This window comes from Amycolatopsis sp. WQ 127309, assembly GCF_023023025.1.
GTDB lineage: Bacteria > Actinomycetota > Actinomycetes > Mycobacteriales > Pseudonocardiaceae > Amycolatopsis.
Genome location: NZ_CP095481.1, coordinates 2751130 through 2768646 on the forward strand (window position 1 = coordinate 2751130; position 17517 = coordinate 2768646).

Genomic DNA, 17517 nt, shown 5'->3' on the forward strand with positions numbered 1-17517 from the left:
CGCGCGAGGCTGCGCCGTTCGGACTACGCCCAAGGGCTGAAAAACGCGAAAACTCTTCACATGTGTGCTACTGCTCGGTAGCGTGCGCTTCGTTACTCTCCTTGACCTGCGAGGGAGCCCTGATGCGACGCGGCATCCGTACCCTGACCTTGACGGCTTTGGCGGGCTTGGTCGCCGGGCTCACCCAGGTCGCTGTCACCGCTCCGGCCGCCGAGGCGGCCGCGGCACCCAACGACTACTGCGGCGGGCAGTGCAGCGACATCCTGCCGCCCGGTGAGAACGGCAACGCCACCCTCGCGGACATCCTGGCGCACAAGGTGCTCGGCACCCGCCCGGCGCACGCGGCCGACCAGCTCGGCAAGTACTCCTCGCTGGCCGGCGGCTACCAGACGCTGACCACCGGGACGATCAACCAGTACTTCAACGACTCGTCGTTCGGCGTCGCCGCCGACCAGGTCGCCAGCACGACCCAGCCGCGCTCCGACGTGACGATCGTGCGCGACAAGGCGCTCGGCGTCCCGCACATCACCGGCACCACCCGCGCCGGCACCGAGTTCGGCGCCGGGTACGCGGCCGGGCAGGACCGGCTGTGGCTGATGGACGTCCTGCGCCACGCCGCCCGCGGCCAGGTGACGTCGTTCGCCGGCGGCGCCGCGGCCAACCGCGAGCTGGAGCAGAGCTTCTTCGCGAACGCGCCCTACACCGAAGCCGAGCTGCAGCAGCAGATCGACAACGTCGCCGCGAAGGGCCCGCGCGGCGCGCAGGGCCTCGCCGACGCGCAGGCGTACGTCGACGGCATCAACAAGTACATCGCCGACTCCCACAGCGGCCGCTACTTCCCGGGCGAGTACGTGCTCACCGGGCACGTCGACGCGATCACCAACGCCGGCACCATCGACCCGTTCAAGCTGACCGACCTGGTCGCGCTCGCCTCGCTGGTCGGGGCCGAGTTCGGCGCCGGCGGTGGCGGCGAGGTGCAGAACGCCGTCGCGAAGCTGGCGCTGCAGGAGCAGTACGGCGCGGTGCAGGGCGAGAAGGTCTGGCAGAGCCTGCGGTCCGAGGACGACCCCGAGGCCGTCAAGACGCTGCACGACGGGCAGACGTTCCCGTACGGCAAGACCCCGGCCAACGCCGTCGGCCAGGCCCTGCCGGACAAGGGTTCGGTGACCCCGCAGCAGCTGGTGTTCGACCAGACCGGCTCGGCGTCGACCGCGACTCCGTCCACTGTGGACGTCCCGGCCCCGGCCGCGCAGGAGCCCGCCCGCGGGATGTTCGACAACGGCGTGCTGCCGGGCGACATGCTGACCGACAAGCACGGCATGTCGAACGCGCTCGTCGTGTCCGGCTCGAAGACCGCCAGCGGTCACCCGGTCGCCGTCTTCGGCCCGCAGACCGGGTACTTCGCGCCGCAGCTGCTCATGCTGCAGGAACTTCAGGGCCCGGGCATCAGCGCCCGCGGCGCGGCCTTCGCCGGGCTGAGCATGTACGTGCTGCTGGGCCGCGGCCAGGACTACTCGTGGAGCGCGACGACGTCGGCGCAGGACATCATCGACACCTACGCGCTGAACCTGTGCGACCCGAGCGGCAAGGCGCCGACGAAGGACTCGAACTACTACACCTACAAGGGCCAGTGCCTCCCGATGGAGACCGTGGAGGTCAAGAACTCCTGGAACCCGACGGTGGCCGACGGCACCGCGGCCGGCTCGTACACGTTGCGCAGCTACCGCACGAAGTACGGCCCGGTGCTCAGCCGGGCGACGGTCGGCGGCAAGCCCGTGGCGTACGCGCAGCTGCGGTCCTCGCTCTTCCACGAGGCCGACTCGCTGATCGGCTTCCAGGAGCTGAACGACCCGGGCTACGTCAAGTCCGCGGCGGACTTCCAGAAGGCCGCGGCCGACATCAACTTCACGTTCAACTGGTTCTACGCCGACTCGAAGGACGTCGCGTACTTCAACTCCGGTGCCAACCCGGCCCGGCAGTCCAATGTGGACCCGAACATGCCGGTGTGGGGTGACCAGGGGCACGACTGGACCGGCTGGAACCCGGCGGGCAACGTCGCGACCTACACCCCGGCGTCGCAGCACCCGCAGTCGGTCAACCAGGACTACTACGTCAGCTGGAACAACGCGCAGGCCAACGGCTACGCGGCCGCCGGCGCCGACAAGTCCGCCGTGCACCGCGCCGACCTGCTCGACACGCGCGTCAAGACGATGATCCTCACCGGCACCAAGGTCACCCGGGTCAACCTGACCCAGGCGATGGAGGACGCCGCGCTGGCCGACCTGCGTGCCGAGCGGGTCCTGCCGCTGCTGCTGCAGGTGCTCGACAAGACGCCGACCACCGGTGCGGCCGCCGACGCCGAGGCGAAGCTGAAGACGTGGATGGCCAACGGCCACCAGCGGACGGAAACCACGGCCGGCAGCAAGGCGTACGCCGACGCCGACGCGATCCGGATCTTCGACGCCTGGTGGCCGCTGCTGGTCCAGGCCGAGTTCAAGCCGGGTATGGGCGACAACGCCTACAACGCGATGACGGGTGTGCTCGGCATCAACGAAAGCCCGTCCGGCTTCCAGAACGGCAACGGCCAGCACACCGGCCAGCCGCACAAGGGCTCGTCGTTCCAGTTCGGCTGGTGGGGGTACGTCAGCAAGGACATCCGGCAGGTGCTCGGCCAGCCGGTGGCCGGCCCGCTCGGCAGCACGTTCTGCGGCGGCGGCAACGTCACCACGTGCCGCCAGGCGCTCGTCGACTCGCTGACCAGCGCCGCGGGCCAGGCCGCGAACACCGTCTACCCCGGTGACGCGAGCTGCGCCGCGGGCGACCAGTGGTGTGCCGACACCATCGTGCACAACGCGCTGGGCGGCATCACGCAGGACAAGATCAGCTGGCAGAACCGCCCGACGTTCCAGCAGGTCGTCGAGTACACCGCGCACCGCGGCGACAACATCGCCAACCTCGCGCCGGGGAAGACGGTCAGCGCCACCAGCGCCGAAACCGGCTTCTATCCCTCGCCGGCGTCGAACGCGATCGACGGGAACGCCTCGACCCGCTGGGCCAGCGACTGGAGCGACGACCAGGCGATCACCGTCGACCTCGGGTCGGTGCAGCCGGTCTCGCGGGTGCAGCTCAGGTGGGAATCGGCGTACGGCAAGGGTTACAAGATCCAGACCTCGCCGGACGCCGTGCACTGGACGGACTCGGCGGTCGTCACCAACGGGGACGGCGGGCAGGACAACGTGTCCTTCGCGCCGACGCAGGCCCGGTTCGTGAAGCTGCAGGGCGTCCAGCGCGGCACGAAGTACGGCTACTCGCTCTACGAGTTCGAGGTCTACGCCCACTGAGACCAGGTCGGCTCGCCCGCGGACGCGCGGGCGGGCCGGCCGTCTTCGTCACAGTGACCAGCGGGTGACCTGCGGTTACGGTGATCACATGGACGACTGGACGCCCCGCACCAAGGCCATCGCCGCCGGCCGGCCGCACGGTCCCGGCGAGCCGCTGAACACCCCGCTCGTCGCCACCAGCACGTACCAGGCCGGTGGCGATTTCGTGTACGCGCGCAGCGACGGCACGCCCACCTGGCACGCGCTCGAGGAGACCATCGGGGCGCTCGAAGGCGGTCACGCGACGGCGTTCGCGTCCGGCGTCGCCACCCTGTCGGCGGTCCTGGACCTGTTGCCGGTCGGGTCGCGGGTGGTCGTCCCGACGTTCAGCTACGCCGTGACGCGCGGGGTGCTCGCCCACGCGCAGAAGCTCGGCAAGCTCGCCGTCACCGAGCTCGAACCGACCGACACGGCCGCCTGGGTGGCCGAGGCGGCGACGTCCGACCTGGTCTGGCTGGAGTCGCCGACCAACCCGACGCTCGACGTCATGGAGATCGAGACCATCGCCGCCGCCGCGCGCGGCCGGGTCGTCGTCGACAACACCTTCGCGACGCCGTTGCGGCAGCGGCCGCTCGAACTCGGCGCCGACGTCGTCGTGCACAGCGCGACCAAGCTCATCGGCGGGCACAGTGACCTGCTGCTGGGGATCACCGTGGCCAAGGACCCGGCGGTGGCCGACGAGCTGCGCGGCGCGCGGACCCGCGTCGGGTCGACGCCGGGTGCCCTCGAAGCATGGCTCGCGCTGCGGGGGCTGCGGACCATGCCGGTGCGGCTCGCCGAGCAGTCCCGGACCGCCGCGCTGCTCGTCGAGCGCCTCCGCGAGCACCCCGCGGTGACGCGGGTGCGCTACCCGGGTTTCGGGATGATGGTCGCGTTCGAGCTGGCCGGGGCCGAGGCCGCGGACAAGCTCTGCTCGACGGTCCGGCTGATCCGGCCCGCGACCAGCCTCGGCGGGGTGGAAAGCCTGGTCGAACGGCGGGCGTGGCTGCCGGGTGAGGAGCGCGTGCCCGCCGGTTTGGTCCGGTTCAGCGTCGGCCTCGAAGATCCGGAAGACCTCTGGCGCGATCTGTCCATCGCCCTCGCGGAGTAACACCAACGGCGGAATCGTCGATAGTCGCGGCATCGCAGTTCAATGCCGTTGGGAGTCTGACCGTGGGTAGAACGCTGAACCGAGTCGCGGGGATCGTTTCCGCGGGCGCGCTGATCACCTTCGCCGCCGCGCCGGCCGCATTCGCGCAGACGGACGAGACGACGACCGCGCCGTCGACCACGGAGACGACCACCTCCACCTCGGAGACGACCACCACGACGACGGTCCCGAGCACCTCGGAGACCACGACCGCCCCGACCACCTCGGTGACGACCACCGGGACGACCCCGGCCGACCCGACGACCGACGTCACCAAGACGACGACGCCGGAGACCACGACCACGACGGCCGGGCCGCCCTCTGACGGCTACCAGGACAACACCGGCCACGGCTTCGTCGGCGTCGGCGGCGAAGGCGTCCTGGTCATCAACTGCGCGGCGGGCGCGCCCGGCAACGTGGCGACCCAGTACCTCGACGTCACCGGCGGCCCGGACCAGGACGAGTCCGACGGCCGGATCTGGAACTACTCCGTGCGCGTCAACGGCCTGCCCCCGGGCACGACCACCGGCAAGTTCAGCTGGACCTGCGCCGGCGTCGAAGGCGAAGGAGTCGTCGACTTCGAGCAGGCGCCGCCGCCGGAGACCAGCACGACGACCAGCGCGCCGACCACGAGCAGCGGCACCACGACCAGCGCGCCGATCACGACGTCGAGCGGGCCGAGCACGTCGACCACCACCAGCACCCCCGGCAACGCCGCACCGAAGGCCCAGGTCAAGGTCACGCCCCACGGCGGGGTCGAGACGGGCTTCGGCGGCACGGCCTGGTGACCGTCCGCCGGGCGGGCGCGGCGGTCGCCGCGGTCGCCCTCGCGCTGACGCTGGCCGCTTGCGGCTCCGGCGAGCCGCCGAAAGCGGCACCCGCGCCGGTGCCGTCGTCGGTCCCGGTGACCGCGCCGTTCAAGGGCCTGCGCCCGACGTCGGTGAAGATCCCCAAGATCGGCGCGGAGTCCAGCCTGCTCGCGGTCGCCGTCAAGACGGACGGCTCGATCTCCGTCCCGTCGGTGCACACGCCGATGCAGGCGGCTTGGTACAAGCTCTCGCCGGTGCCCGGCGACGTCGGCCCGGCGATCGTGCTCGGCCACGTCGACGGCGACAAGAAGCCCGGCATCTTCTACAAGCTCAAGGACCTCGCGCCCGGTGACGAGGTGGACGTCGACCGCAGCGACGGCAAGAAGCTGAAGTTCGTCGTGGACCGCGTCACGCAGGTCCCGAAGGACACGTTCCCGAAGGACGCGGTGTACGGCAACAGCGACAAGCCGGAACTGCGGCTGATCACGTGCGGCGGGGTGTTCGACCACGCCGCGCACAGCTACGAGGACAACATCGTCGTCTACGCGAACCTAGCCAACGCCTGATCCCTTGTACGGGAACGACTTCGGCGCGACCGCCGACGGGTCGACCCACTTGCGCATGCCCGCGTCGCAGGCGGCGTAACCCCAGTTGATCAGCTGGTCCTGCAGCCGCTCCGAGGTGCGCGTCAGCCGGGTGCTCGTCACGGCCAGCGCGTGGGTCTGCTCGACCGGCGCGGGCAGCGCGTCCGGCAGCTCGAAGTGCTCGATGTCGCTGTAGGTCGCCCAGTACGTCCCGGCGTACGTCTTGTCCTGGTACGACTTCAGCAGCGTGCCGGTGCGCAGCTCGCGGACCTGGTTGTCCATCACGGTCAGCACGCGCAGCAGCTGCATCGGCCAGTTCCGCTTCGGGTTGTCCTCGTGCAGCATCTTCTTGCCGGCGTCGCTGACCAGGACGACCGCGCGCTGGTTCTCGATCGGGTCCAGGCCGAGGTTGTCGTACACGCCCGCGTCGCTGAGCACGATCTTGCGGCCGGCCTCGTTCGGGTCGGGGATCACGACCGGCGAGAGCAGCGGCGGGAACGCCGACGACGCGGCGACGGCGGTGGCCAGCGGGATCTGCCCGTGCGGGCCGTCCTGCCGGAAGAACCACCACAGCGAGCCGTCCTGCAAGCTGGTCGCGGTGAACACGAAGTGCGGGCCCGCGGGGTCGAGCTGGTCGAGGCGGAAGTCGTCGAAGAGGTGCTTCGCGTAGACGCGCGCGAGTTCTTCGCCCGCACTGCGCCACGGGATGAACATCGCCTTGAGCGTCACCGGGACGTCGAGGTTCGTCCGGGCCAGCTTCCGGATCGGCTCCACGACGAACTTGCCGAAGTTGTCCGCGATGCCGTCGTCGCCGAAGGACAGCCGGTGCCACGCGTGGGCCAGGACGCCGGCCGCGATCGAGCCGCCGGACACGCTGGAGACGGTGGTCAGTTTCGGCAGCCAGCCGAGTTCGTTGAGGCGCCAGAGCGCGCCGGTGTGGAAGAGCATCGCGCGGTAGCCGCCGCCGGACAGGGCCAAGCCGACGCCGCTGCGTTCCGTGGAATCCACCCGGCCGAGTGTATTACCGCAGCAAGGGGGTCAGCAGCGGGCGTTGCCCGGCCGGGACGTATTCGGCGTAGTTGTCGTACAACGCCTGTTTGGCCAGCTGCGACGCGCCGGCGCCGTCGGCCGCGCGGACCGCGTCGAGGACTTCGGCGTGGTGGGCGAGCCAGGTGTGCATCAGCGACGTCCGGTTGCTGGCGTGCTCCAGCTTGTCCTCGATCAGTTCCAGCACGACCCCGCGGACGACTTCCTCGCTGACCACCAGCAACGGGTTCCGCGAGCTCCGCGCGATGACTTCGTGGAACGCGACGTCCGCGCGGCTGAACTCGGCGTACCCGCGTGAGACGCCTTCGCGCATGGCGTCGAGGGCTTCGGCCAGGCCGGTCAGGTCGTCGTCCGTGCGCAGTTCCGCGGCCAGCAGGTGCGCCGAGCCGTCGAGGATCATCCGGAACTGCAACAGCTCCGCGAGCCCGACGTGGTCGGCGCGCGCGAGCCGGTGCATCGAGCGGTGCAACGCCACCGGGGACGCGGCCAGCACCTCGGGCCCGCGCGGATCACCGGGCCGCGAGCGGACCATTTCGGCGGCCTGCAGCACCCGCAGGGCTTCCCGGATCGTCGAGCGCCCGACGCCGAACTGGATCATCAGCTCGCGCTCGCTGGGCAGGCGTTCTCCCGGTTTGAGCGCCCCGCTGACCACGGCCTGCTCGATCTGCTCGACGACCCGCTCGTACGCGCGGACCGGAGCCACCGGTTCGAACCGCATCCTTGACCTCGACGTCCGTCGCGTGCAGGCTACTGGTCAGACCAGTGTACCCACCTGGAGGCCAGATGAAAGCCCGGATTCCCGTGCTGGCAGCGGCGCTGCTGCTCGTGGTGTCCGGCTGCTCAGCCGGCTCGTCGGCGAGCGTTTCCGCTGGTCCGGACACCCTTTCCGTCGGGTTCACGGCGGAGCCGGCCAACTTCGACTTCACCAAGACCGACGGTGCCGCGATCCCGCAGGCGTTGCTCTACAACGTCTACGAAGGCCTGGTGAAGCTCGACTCGCAGGGTCGCGTCGTGCCGTTGCTCGCGAAGTCGTGGACCATCAGCCCGGACCGGAAGACCTACGACTTCCAGTTGCAGCAAGGGGTCGAGTTCAGCAACGGCGCGCCGTTCACCGCCGAGGACGTCAAGTTCTCGCTGCTGCGTGTGAAGACCGACTGGACGATCTCGATCAAGTCCACAATGGACGTCGTCGACCACGTCGACGTCGTGGCGCCGGACCACGCGCGGGTCGTGCTGTCGAAGCCGTCGAACGGCTGGCTGTTCAGCCTCACGAGCCGGCTCGGCGCGATGTTCAGCCCGACCGGCGTCGCCGACCTGGCGAACAAGCCGATCGGCACCGGGCCGTACGTCGTGGCGGCCCGCAAGCGCGGTGACTCCGTCGTGCTCAAGGCGAATCCGTCGTACTGGGGCCGGAAACCGGCGTACCGGACAGTTGTGCTGAAGTACATCAAGGACCCGACCGCGTTGAACAACGCGCTGTATAGCAACGGCATCGACGTCATCTCCACGATCACCGCGCCCGACTCGATCCCGCAGTTCCAGGCCGACGACCGGTTCCAGGTGGTGCAGGGCACGTCGAACAGCGAGGTCACGCTGGCGTTCAACAACAAACGCGCGCCGCTGACCGACCCGCGGGTGCGCCAGGCGCTGACGTACGCGATCGACCGGAAGGCGTTGCTGGACACGGCGTGGGCCGGACGCGGCACGTTGATCGGCAGCATGGTCCCGCCGACCGACCCCTGGTACGAAGACCTGTCGAACGTCCACCCGTTCGATCCCGGCAAGGCGAGGGCGCTGCTGAGCGAGGCGGGCGCGACGAACCTGAACCTGCGGATGCGGATCCCGAACCTGCCGTACGCCGTGTCGGCCGCGCAGGTCGTCCAGTCGCAGCTGGCCGACGTCGGCGTCCGGACGACGATCGAGCCCCTGGACTTCCCGGCCGTCTGGCTGAAGCAGGTCTTCACCGACCACGACTACGACCTGTCGATCATCCAGCACGTCGAGGCGCGCGACATCACGACGTTCGGCAAGCCGACGTACTACTGGGGCTACGACAACAAGCGCGTCCAGCAGCTGCTCGCCGAAGCCGACAGCGGGACGCCGGAGCAGCAGGTCGCGGACATGAAACTCGTGGCCGAGCAGCTCAACACGGACGCCGCCGCGGACTGGCTCTTCCTGTTCCCCAACGTGATCGTGGCGAAGGCCAAGGTCGGCGGGTTCGCGGCCAACCAGGTCAGCGAGTCGTTCGACCTGACCGGGCTGGCGCCGCGATGACCGCCAAGGTGCTGCGCCGGGTGGCGATCTTCGTGGTCAGCGTGCTGGTCACGTCGATCGTCGTGTTCCTCTTCATGGCCGTGCTGCCGGGTGATCCGGCGCAGGTCGCGCTCGGCGTCAACGCGACGCCGGAGCTGCTCGCCAAGACCCGCGCCGAGTTCGGCATCGACCGGCCGCTGGTCACGCAGTACTTCGACTGGATCGGCGGCGTGCTGCACGGCGACTTCGGCCGCTCGTACGTCACGCGCGACACCATCGGCCCGCAGCTGCTCGACCGCCTCGGCGTCACGCTCTGGCTGGTCGGCGCCGGGATGCTGGTGGCGCTGGTGATCGCCATCCCCGCGGGCACGTTCGCCGCGGTGAAGCACCGGAAAGCCTCCGGCGCGGGCGTTTCCGGGCTGTCGCAGATCGGCGTCGCGATCCCCGCGTTCCTCGCCGGGATCATCCTGGTGCAGATCTTCGCGGTGCAGCTGCGCTGGCTGCCCTCGGGTGGGTGGACGCCGCCCGACCAGGACGCCGGCGAGTTCCTCCGTGGGCTCGTCCTGCCTGCTTTGTCCCTAGGACTGGTGCAAGGCGCGGTGCTCACGCGTTATGTGCGCACGGCCGTGCTGGACACGCTCGGCCAGGACTACCTGCGCACCGCGCGGTCCAAGGGCCTGCGTCCCGGGCAGGCGCTGGTGCGCCACGGCCTGCGTAACGCGTCCGTCCCGGTCGTCACCGTGCTGGGCCTGCAGCTCGCGACGCTGCTGATCGGCGCGGTCGTGGTCGAGCGCGTGTTCGTGCTGCCGGGGCTGGGCTCGATGCTGCTGGACGCCGTCGCGTCGCGTGACCTGCTGACCGTGCAGGGGATCGTGCTCGTGCTGGTCGTCGGCGTTCTACTCGTCAACTTCGTCGTCGACGTCCTCTACACCGTGCTCGACCCGCGATTGCGAGGTTCGTGATGCGCAATCTGGTGATCGGCGGGGTGCTCGTCGGCCTGGTCGTGCTGGCCGCCGTGCTGTCGTTCTTCTGGACGCCGTTCGACCCGGTGAAGGTCGACGCGGCCCATCGATTGCTCGGCTTCGGGGGAGAGAACGTCTTCGGCACGGACAAGTTCGGGCGTGACCTGCTCAGCCAGCTCATGGTCGGCGCGCGGACGACGCTGTACGTCGGCGTGGTCGCGGTCGGCATCGCCGCGGTGATCGGGACGCCGCTCGGGATCCTCGCCGGGATGTCGCCGCGGTGGCTCGGCGAGTTCGTCATGCGGGTCAACGACCTGGTGCTCGCGTTTCCCGCGCTGCTGCTGGCGATCATGTTCGGCGCGGTGTTCGGCGCGGACACGCTCACCGCGATGGTCGCGATCGGCATCGCCACGATCCCGTCGTTCGCGCGGATCGCCCGGTCCGGCACGCTGCAGGTGATGAGCACCGAGTTCGTGCTCGCCGCCCGCGCCGGCGGCCGGTCGCGGCTGACCATCGCGGTGCGGCACGTGCTGCCGAACATCTCGGGCCTGCTGATCGTGCAGGCGTCGGTGTCGTTCGCGATCGCCGTGCTGGCCGAGGCGGCGCTGTCGTTCCTCGGTTTCGGTACGCGGCCGCCGACGCCGTCGTGGGGTCGGATGCTGCAGGAATCCCAAGAGTTGCTGACGGTCCAGCCGCGGCTGGCGCTGGTGCCGGGCATCGCGATCGCCGTCGCCGTCCTCGGGTTCAACCTCCTCGGTGACGGCCTGCGCGACCGCCTCGACCCCCGATTGGCGGCCCGCGTATGACTCTCTCGGTCACGGGGCTCAGCGTGAACGCGCTGGTCCGGGACGTCTCGTTCGAGATCGGCGCCGGCGAGCGCGTCGGCCTGATCGGCGAGTCCGGCTCCGGGAAGTCGTTGACGGCGCTGGCGATCATGGGCCTGCTGCCCGACGAGCTGCACGCGTCCGGCTCGGTGCGCCTCGGCGACCGCGAGCTGCTGGGCATGTCCGAAAAGGACCTCTCGCGGCTGCGTGGTGACGAGCTGGCGATGGTGTTCCAGGAGCCGATGACGGCGTTGAACCCGGCCATGCGCGTCGGCCGTCAGGTCACCGAGCCGGGCCGGATCCACGGCCGTCGTCACCGCGCCGAGGAGCTGCTCGCCGCCGTCGGCCTGCCGGACACGGCTCGCGCGTACCCGCACCAGCTGTCCGGCGGCCAGCGGCAACGCGTCGTGCTCGCGATGGCGCTGGCCAACGAGCCGTCGCTGCTGATCTGCGACGAGCCGACGACCGCCCTCGACGTCACCGTCCAGGCCCAGATCCTCACGCTCGTCAAGACGTCGTTGCCCGCCGAGAGCGCGTTGCTGTTCATCACGCACGACCTCGCGGTGGTGGCGTCGGTGTGCGAGCGCGTGCTGGTGATGCTCGACGGCGAGATCGTCGAAGCGGGCTCGACCCGCGAAGTGCTGACGTCGCCGAAGCACGAGTACACCCGCAAGCTCCTGGACGCGTCGGACCTGGAGGCGCGCCGATGATCATCGAAGTCCGCGACCTGGAACGCCGGTACGCCCGCCGGGACGTGCACGCGCTGCGCGGCGTCAGCTTCGACGTGGAGGCCGGCCGGCGGTTCGGCATCGTCGGCGAGTCCGGTTCCGGGAAGTCCACACTGGTCCGGCTGCTGGCCGCGCTCGACAAGCCGACCGCGGGCACGGTGTTGTTCCAGGGCCGGCGCATCGACAACCTGCCGGAACGTCGCCTCGGTTTCCTGCGGTCCGAGCTGCAGATCGTCTTCCAGGACCCGATGGGTTCGCTCGACCCGCGGATGCGCGTCGCCGACATCATTTCCGAACCGCTGGGTCGTCGAAACCCGCAGCGTGTCGCCGAGCTGCTGGCGGCGGTCGGGCTCCCCGCGGACGCGGCAGGGCGGTACCCGCACCAGTTCTCCGGCGGCCAGCGGCAGCGGATCTCCATCGCGCGTGCGCTCGCGCCGAACCCCAGCGTGCTCATCGCGGACGAGCCCGTCAGCGCCCTCGACGTCTCCGTGCGCGGCCAGATCCTCGAACTGCTCGCTTCGCTCGTCGAGCAGTTCGCGTTGACGCTGATCTTCGTGTCGCACGACCTCGGCGTCGTCCGGCACGTCTGCGACCGCGTCGCGGTGATGCGCCGCGGCGAGATCGTCGAACTCGGCGACGTCGAGCAGGTCTACGACGCACCGCGGCACGAGTACACCCGGGAACTCCTGGCCGCCGCGCCGAACCTGCGCGCGGAGCTGGCCCGGTTGAGCGGAGGCGAGGATGCCTGACCACCCGGACGGCCTGCCGATCGGCGCGGGCTGGATGTCCACTGTGGACACGTCGGACGTCGTGTTCCCGTACGACGGGAGCGTCATCGGGACCGCGCCCATCGGCACGCCTGAGCTGGCTACTCGAGCGGTCGACGAGGCCGTCGCCGTCGCGCGCGAAGTGGCTTCGCTGCCTTCACGGACTCGTCGTTCTTTACTGAACGACGTCGCCGCGGCGTTGACCGAACGCCGTGAGGAGTTCGAGAACCTGCTTGTGCTGGAGACCGGCAAGCCGCTGGTCGACTGCCGCGTCGAGGTCGCCCGCACGATCGTCACGTGGGAAGCCGCCGCCGAAGAGGTGTCGCGGCTGCACGGCGAGACCGTCCCGCTGGACCTGCTGCCTTCGGGCGACGGGCTGGTCGGGTTCTGGAAGCGCAAGCCGATCGGCGTGGTCGTCGGCATCGCGGGCTTCAACTACCCGTTGCTGCTGGCGTCGCACAAGATCGCCCCCGCGATCGCCGCGGGCTGCCCGGTGATCATCAAGCCCGCGCCGCAGACACCACTGGCTACGCTGTGGCTGGTCCACCTCGTGCGTACGATGGCCCCGCTCGCCGCCATGGTCCAGCTGGTCACCGGCGACGCGTCCGTCGGCGCCGCGCTGACGACCGACCGCCGGATCGGCGCGGTGTCGTTCACCGGCTCCGCCGCCGTCGGCCACCGCATCGCCCGTGACGCGGCGCCCACGAAGACGTTGCTGGAACTGGGTTCCAACGCGGCGCTCGTCGTCGCTTCCGATGCGGATCTGGACGCCGCAGCGGACGCCGTGCTGCGCGGCGGGTTCTACGCGTCCGGTCAGGCGTGCATCTCGGTGCAGCGCGTGCTGGTCGTCCAGTCGGTCGCGGCGGACTTCACCGAACGGCTGCTGGCCCGGCTCGACGAGGTCGTCACCGGCGATCCGCGTGACGAGAAGACGCGGGTGTCGGCGCTGATCGACCCCGCGTCCACGGAACGCGTCCAGGCGTGGATTGAGCAGTCCGGCGCCCGGCAGGTCGGCGGGGGAGTCGACGGCACGGTGCTGCGCCCGACGGTCCTGCTCGACGTCCCGGACGGCGTCGAAGCCTGGGACGAGGAGATCTTCGGCCCGGTCGTCTGCCTGCGCACGGTGTCCGATGTGGACGAAGCCTTCGCCGCGGTCAACGCGTCGCGCTACGGCCTCCACGCCAGCGTCTACAGTCAGTCGCTGCGCACGGCTTTCCGCGCGTTGGACGAGCTGGACGTCGGCGGGGTCGTCGTCAACGAGGTGCCCGGGTTCCGCTCGGACACCATGCCGTACGGCGGGGTGAAGGACTCCGGCATCGGCCGCGAGGGCCCGCGCTTCGCCGTCGAAGAGCTGACCGTGACGAGGATGGCGGTGCTGCGACCGTGAACTACGAGAACCTGTTCCGGCTGGACGGACGGCGTGCCGTCGTGCTCGGCGGCGGCAGCGGGATCGGCCGCGAAGCCGCGCGAGCCCTGGCCGCGCACGGCGCCGCAGTGGTGGTGGCGGACCGCGACATCACCGCGGCCCGCGAAACCGGCGTCGGCGAGGCGTACGAGATCGACCTGCTCGAACCCGGCGCCGTCGACCGCGCGGCGTCCGACCTCGGGCCGCTCGACGTCGTTGTCCTGACGGCCGCGACCAACGTCCGCAAGCGCTTGCTCGACTACACCCGTGACGAGTTCGACCGCGTCCTCGCGCTCAACCTCGGCGTGACGTTCGAGGTCGTCCGCGCGTTCGGCGCCGACATGGTCGCGCACGGGCGGGGGAGCATCATCGGCTTCTCGTCCATCCGCGGCACGACCGTCGAGCCTGGTCAGGGCCCTTACGCGGCAACCAAAGCCGGGCTCGTCCAGCTGTTCCGGACGGCCGCCGCGGAGTTCGGGCCGGCCGGCGTCCGGGTCAACGCGATCGCCCCCGGCGTCGTCGAGACCCCGCTGACCGCGCAGATCAAGGCGAATCCGGAGTGGTACGACGCCTACGCGCGGAAGGGCGCGCTGGGCCGCTGGGCGCGTCCCGACGAGCTCGCCGGCGCCGTCGTCTACCTCGCTTCGGACGCGTCGACGTTCGTCACCGGCTCGGTGCTGGCGGTGGACGGTGGCTGGACCGCCGTCGACGGCCGCTTCGAACCGCCCGCTTCGTGAAGGAGGGCTCATGACCGAGCTGCCCGACCTGACCGCCGTCGAACTCGTCGCGCAGTACCGCGCGAAGACGCTCTCGCCGGTCGAGGTGACCGAAGCCGTTCTCGAACGCATCGAAGCGCGGGAGCCCGAGCTGCACGCGTTGTACGCGTACGACCCGTCGAGCGCGCGTGACGACGCGAAGGCCGCCGAAGCGCGGTGGCACGCGGGCGAACCGCTGGGCCCGATCGACGGCGTCCCGTTGACGCTCAAGGAGAACGTCGCGACCCGCGGCACGCCGGTCCCGCTGGGCACCGCGGCGACCGCGCTCGTCCCGGCGGCCGAAGACGCCCCGGCGGCGGCGCGCGTCCGCGAGTCCGGCGGCGTCCTGCTGGCCAAGACGACCATGCCGGACTACGGGATGCTGACGTCCGGCCTGTCGAGCTTCCACACCACCGCGCGCAACCCGTGGCAGCCGTCGGCGAGCCCGGGTGGGTCGAGCGCGGGCGCCGGCGCGGCGGGCGCCGCCGGGTACGGCCCGCTGCACGTCGGCACCGACATCGGCGGCTCGATCCGGCTGCCCGCGGGCTGGTGCGGCCTGGTCGGGCTGAAGCCGAGCTTCGGCCGGGTGCCGGTCGACCCGCCGTTCCTCGGCCGCGTCGCCGGTCCGATGACGCGCACGGTCGCCGACACGGCGTTGCTGATGAGCGTGCTGTCCGCGCCCGACCCGCGTGACCACCTGAGCCTGCCGCCGGCCGACCTGCCGTGGTCATCGCTCGACGGCACGCTCGACGGCCTGCGCGTCGGGCTGCAGCTCGAGTCCGGCCCCGGCCTCCCGGTGGACCCGGCCACGCGTGACGCCGTCGCCGCGGCGGCCCGGGCCTTCGAGGCCGCGGGCGCGATCGTCGCGCCGGTCGCGCCGTTCCTGGACCGGAGCATGCTCGACGGCCTGGACGTCTTCTGGCGCACCCGCGCCTGGTCGGACATGGCGGGGCTGCCGCTCGACCGGCGCGCGAAGGTGCTGCCGTACATCGCGGAGTGGGCCGCGGGCGGCGCGGATCTGTCCGGAGTGGACGTCTACCGCGGCTTCGCCCAGATCGACGCGATCAGCGTCGCGACCCTCCGCGCGACTTCGGGGTTCGACGTCGTCCTGTCGCCGACCTGCCCGGTCGCGGCGCCGCCGGCGGAATGGGCGTCCCCGACGAACGACCCCGCCAGGCCGTTCGAGCACATCGGCTTCACCGTGCCCTACAACATGTCCGGCCAGCCCGCGGTGTCCCTGAACTGCGGGTACACCGACGACGGCCGGCCGATCGGCCTCCAGATCAGCGGCCGCCGCTTCGACGACGTCGGCGTCCTGCGCGCCGCCGCGGCGTACGAGCGCGTCCGCCCGCCGCAGCGGCCCTGGCCGGTGGGCTAGCGAACGAGGGAAGAAGATCCGGGCCCGCGGCGAAGTGGTGGTGAAGCTGTCGCCGACGGGAAGGATCCGCATGACAGAGGCAGCCCCATGACGGCGGCCCCGGTGCTCGGCACCGAGCTGTTCACCGAGGTGCACGACCAGCACTTCGCGGCCGTCTACCGGTACGTCGCCGGCCGGCTCGGCGCCCAGGTCGCGGAGGACGTCGCCGCCGAGACGTTCCTCGTCGCCTTCGACCGCCGGAAGACGTTCGACGCCACCCGCGGCGACCTGCGGGCCTGGCTGTTCGGCATCGCGACGAACCTCGTGTCCCGGCACCGCCGCAAGGAGGCCCGGCACTACCGGGCCCTCGCGCGGCTCGAGACACCCCGGCCCGCCGAGGGCCACGAAAACCGCGTCCTCGACGCCGGCCGGCTGGGAAAAGCGTTGTCGCGGTTGTCCTCGGGTGAGCGTGACGTGCTGCTGCTCGTGGCCCTGGCCGACCTCGGCTACGCGGAAGTCGCGCAGGCCCTCGGCATCTCCCCGGGCACGGTCGGCTCCCGGCTGACGCGTGCCCGCAAGAAGCTCACCCCCGTTCTCGCCCAGGAGGCCCGTGATGAATGACCTGCAGACGCTGCGCGCGGCGCTGACCCCCGAAGAGCCCACCCAGGACGTCGTCGACCGCAGCCGGCACCGGCTGCGGAACCACATGCTGACCGGCCGCCGTCGCCGGCACGTCCGCCCGCTCGCGATCGGCACCGGCCTCGTCGCCGTCGCGGCCGCGGCCGCCGTCGTGGTGGCGACCGTGCCCGGCACCCCGGCCCCGGCCCCGGCCCCGCAGGCCGCGGCGCCGGTCGCCGTCACCGGCCAGGAGGTCCTGCTGGCGGCGGCCACGGTGGCCGCGAAGGCACCGGCGGGCACCGGCAAGTACTGGCACCTCAAGATCGCCGAGTCGGAGACCTACGAGTACTGGACCACGGCCGAGGGCCACCAGTGGTTCCGCGGCGCGAAGACCGGGGGCCGGGTCATCCGGCTGGTTGTGGACTCGCCCTTCCATCTGAGCGTCGTCGAGGTGACCCTCGACCAGCTCCTGGCGTTGCCCACCGAACCGGCGGCGTTGCGGGACTGGATCTCGAACGCGCTGGAGCGCAGCGAAGTCCGGACGAGTGCGGGCCCCATGAGCTCGAGCGAGCGGCAGCAGCTGCTGCCCCAGGCCCTGGTTTCGCTGGTGTCCACCCTGCCGGCGCCCCCGGCGGTCCGCGCGGCGGCGTTCCGGGCGATCGCCGCGTACCCGGGGGTGCGCGCGCTCGGCGCGGTCCCGGGCGGTCAAGGCCTGCTGCTGCCGGGCAACGAGCGGCTCGTCGTCGACCCGGCGACCGGCCGGGTGAACCGGACATCGATGTACGTGACTCCGGACGGCGCGGTGATGAGCGGCACCAAGGACACGGAAACCATCACGGTCGGTGCCGAGTGGACGAACAGCCTGCCGCAGTGACCCTCCGGTGGCCGGGCCGTGGGGT

General features: G+C 71.1%; 16 protein-coding genes. 14 read left to right on the plus strand and 2 right to left on the minus strand.

What is annotated here, in order from left to right; translation table 11 throughout:
- Positions 1 to 122 precede the first annotated feature (122 nt).
- The 4 genes from MUY22_RS12580 (at position 123) to MUY22_RS12595 (ending at position 5884) form a co-directional block, all read left to right on the plus strand.
- Positions 123 to 3341, plus strand: a complete 3219-nt coding sequence (locus tag MUY22_RS12580; RefSeq protein WP_247059715.1) for a penicillin acylase family protein — start codon at positions 123 to 125, stop codon at positions 3339 to 3341.
- 88 nt (positions 3342 to 3429) lie between these two features.
- Positions 3430 to 4470, plus strand: a complete 1041-nt coding sequence (locus MUY22_RS12585) for a PLP-dependent aspartate aminotransferase family protein (RefSeq protein WP_247059716.1) — start codon at positions 3430 to 3432, stop codon at positions 4468 to 4470.
- Between the two features lie 62 nt (positions 4471 to 4532).
- Entirely contained in the window at positions 4533 to 5297 is a 765-nt protein-coding gene (locus tag MUY22_RS12590) for a hypothetical protein (protein WP_247059717.1), read from the plus strand.
- Positions 5294 to 5884, plus strand: coding sequence for a class F sortase (locus tag MUY22_RS12595; protein WP_247059718.1), 591 nt, complete (start codon positions 5294 to 5296; stop codon positions 5882 to 5884). The genes MUY22_RS12590 and MUY22_RS12595 overlap by 4 nt, the downstream gene beginning before the upstream one ends.
- On the opposite strand, the gene MUY22_RS12600 is transcribed toward MUY22_RS12595, so the two are convergent.
- Both MUY22_RS12600 and MUY22_RS12605 read right to left on the minus strand, forming a co-directional pair.
- A complete protein-coding gene (locus MUY22_RS12600; protein WP_256475887.1) occupies positions 5870 to 6910 on the minus strand; it encodes a patatin-like phospholipase family protein in 1041 nt (346 codons plus the stop codon). The two genes, MUY22_RS12595 and MUY22_RS12600, sit on opposite strands and share 15 nt — an antisense overlap.
- Positions 6911 to 6923: 13 nt before the next feature.
- Positions 6924 to 7667, minus strand: a complete 744-nt coding sequence (locus tag MUY22_RS12605; RefSeq protein WP_247059720.1) for a FadR/GntR family transcriptional regulator — start codon at positions 7665 to 7667, stop codon at positions 6924 to 6926.
- Positions 7668 to 7732: 65 nt separating this feature from the next.
- On the opposite strand from MUY22_RS12605, the gene MUY22_RS12610 reads away from it, so the two are divergent.
- From MUY22_RS12610 to MUY22_RS12655, 10 genes are all read left to right on the plus strand, one after another.
- Positions 7733 to 9223 (plus strand): ABC transporter substrate-binding protein, encoded by a 1491-nt coding sequence (locus MUY22_RS12610; RefSeq protein WP_247059722.1) that lies wholly within the window; start codon positions 7733 to 7735, stop codon positions 9221 to 9223.
- Positions 9220 to 10164: an ABC transporter permease gene (locus tag MUY22_RS12615; protein WP_247059724.1), complete on the plus strand. Its 945-nt coding sequence runs from the start codon at positions 9220 to 9222 to the stop codon at positions 10162 to 10164. Before MUY22_RS12610 ends, MUY22_RS12615 begins: the two co-directional genes overlap by 4 nt.
- Positions 10164 to 10970, plus strand: a complete 807-nt coding sequence (locus MUY22_RS12620) for an ABC transporter permease (RefSeq protein WP_247059725.1) — start codon at positions 10164 to 10166, stop codon at positions 10968 to 10970. Before MUY22_RS12615 ends, MUY22_RS12620 begins: the two co-directional genes overlap by 1 nt.
- Positions 10967 to 11698, plus strand: coding sequence for an ABC transporter ATP-binding protein (locus tag MUY22_RS12625; RefSeq protein WP_247059726.1), 732 nt, complete (start codon positions 10967 to 10969; stop codon positions 11696 to 11698). The genes MUY22_RS12620 and MUY22_RS12625 overlap by 4 nt, the downstream gene beginning before the upstream one ends.
- Positions 11695 to 12465: an ABC transporter ATP-binding protein gene (locus tag MUY22_RS12630; RefSeq protein WP_247059727.1), complete on the plus strand. Its 771-nt coding sequence runs from the start codon at positions 11695 to 11697 to the stop codon at positions 12463 to 12465. The genes MUY22_RS12625 and MUY22_RS12630 overlap by 4 nt, the downstream gene beginning before the upstream one ends.
- The gene (locus MUY22_RS12635; RefSeq protein WP_247059728.1) at positions 12458 to 13870 is read left to right on the plus strand and encodes an aldehyde dehydrogenase family protein; all 1413 of its coding nucleotides are present in this window, start codon (positions 12458 to 12460) and stop codon (positions 13868 to 13870) included. The genes MUY22_RS12630 and MUY22_RS12635 overlap by 8 nt, the downstream gene beginning before the upstream one ends.
- Positions 13867 to 14625, plus strand: a complete 759-nt coding sequence (locus MUY22_RS12640) for an SDR family NAD(P)-dependent oxidoreductase (RefSeq protein ID WP_247059729.1) — start codon at positions 13867 to 13869, stop codon at positions 14623 to 14625. Before MUY22_RS12635 ends, MUY22_RS12640 begins: the two co-directional genes overlap by 4 nt.
- Before the next feature lie 10 nt (positions 14626 to 14635).
- Positions 14636 to 16021 carry an amidase gene (locus tag MUY22_RS12645; protein WP_247059730.1) on the plus strand — a complete coding sequence of 462 codons (1386 nt, stop codon included), beginning with the start codon at positions 14636 to 14638 and terminating at the stop codon, positions 16019 to 16021.
- A gap of 87 nt (positions 16022 to 16108) precedes the next feature.
- Positions 16109 to 16621: an RNA polymerase sigma factor gene (locus tag MUY22_RS12650; RefSeq protein ID WP_247059731.1), complete on the plus strand. Its 513-nt coding sequence runs from the start codon at positions 16109 to 16111 to the stop codon at positions 16619 to 16621.
- Positions 16614 to 17492: a CU044_5270 family protein gene (locus MUY22_RS12655; protein WP_247059732.1), complete on the plus strand. Its 879-nt coding sequence runs from the start codon at positions 16614 to 16616 to the stop codon at positions 17490 to 17492. Before MUY22_RS12650 ends, MUY22_RS12655 begins: the two co-directional genes overlap by 8 nt.
- Positions 17493 to 17517 lie beyond the last annotated feature (25 nt).

What these genes read in the sequence shown, in the direction of transcription:
- MUY22_RS12580 (WP_247059715.1), top strand. Translation starts at nt 123, where the DNA reads ATGCGACGCGGCATCCGTACCCTGACCTTGACGGCTTTGGCGGGCTTG.
- MUY22_RS12585 (WP_247059716.1), top strand. Translation starts at nt 3,430, where the DNA reads ATGGACGACTGGACGCCCCGCACCAAGGCCATCGCCGCCGGCCGGCCG.
- MUY22_RS12605 (WP_247059720.1), bottom strand. Translation starts at nt 7,667, where the DNA reads ATGCGGTTCGAACCGGTGGCTCCGGTCCGCGCGTACGAGCGGGTCGTC.
- MUY22_RS12610 (WP_247059722.1), top strand. Translation starts at nt 7,733, where the DNA reads ATGAAAGCCCGGATTCCCGTGCTGGCAGCGGCGCTGCTGCTCGTGGTG.
- MUY22_RS12615 (WP_247059724.1), top strand. Translation starts at nt 9,220, where the DNA reads ATGACCGCCAAGGTGCTGCGCCGGGTGGCGATCTTCGTGGTCAGCGTG.
- MUY22_RS12620 (WP_247059725.1), top strand. Translation starts at nt 10,164, where the DNA reads ATGCGCAATCTGGTGATCGGCGGGGTGCTCGTCGGCCTGGTCGTGCTG.
- MUY22_RS12625 (WP_247059726.1), top strand. Translation starts at nt 10,967, where the DNA reads ATGACTCTCTCGGTCACGGGGCTCAGCGTGAACGCGCTGGTCCGGGAC.
- MUY22_RS12630 (WP_247059727.1), top strand. Translation starts at nt 11,695, where the DNA reads ATGATCATCGAAGTCCGCGACCTGGAACGCCGGTACGCCCGCCGGGAC.
- MUY22_RS12635 (WP_247059728.1), top strand. Translation starts at nt 12,458, where the DNA reads ATGCCTGACCACCCGGACGGCCTGCCGATCGGCGCGGGCTGGATGTCC.
- MUY22_RS12645 (WP_247059730.1), top strand. Translation starts at nt 14,636, where the DNA reads ATGACCGAGCTGCCCGACCTGACCGCCGTCGAACTCGTCGCGCAGTAC.
- MUY22_RS12650 (WP_247059731.1), top strand. Translation starts at nt 16,109, where the DNA reads ATGACGGCGGCCCCGGTGCTCGGCACCGAGCTGTTCACCGAGGTGCAC.
- MUY22_RS12655 (WP_247059732.1), top strand. Translation starts at nt 16,614, where the DNA reads ATGAATGACCTGCAGACGCTGCGCGCGGCGCTGACCCCCGAAGAGCCC.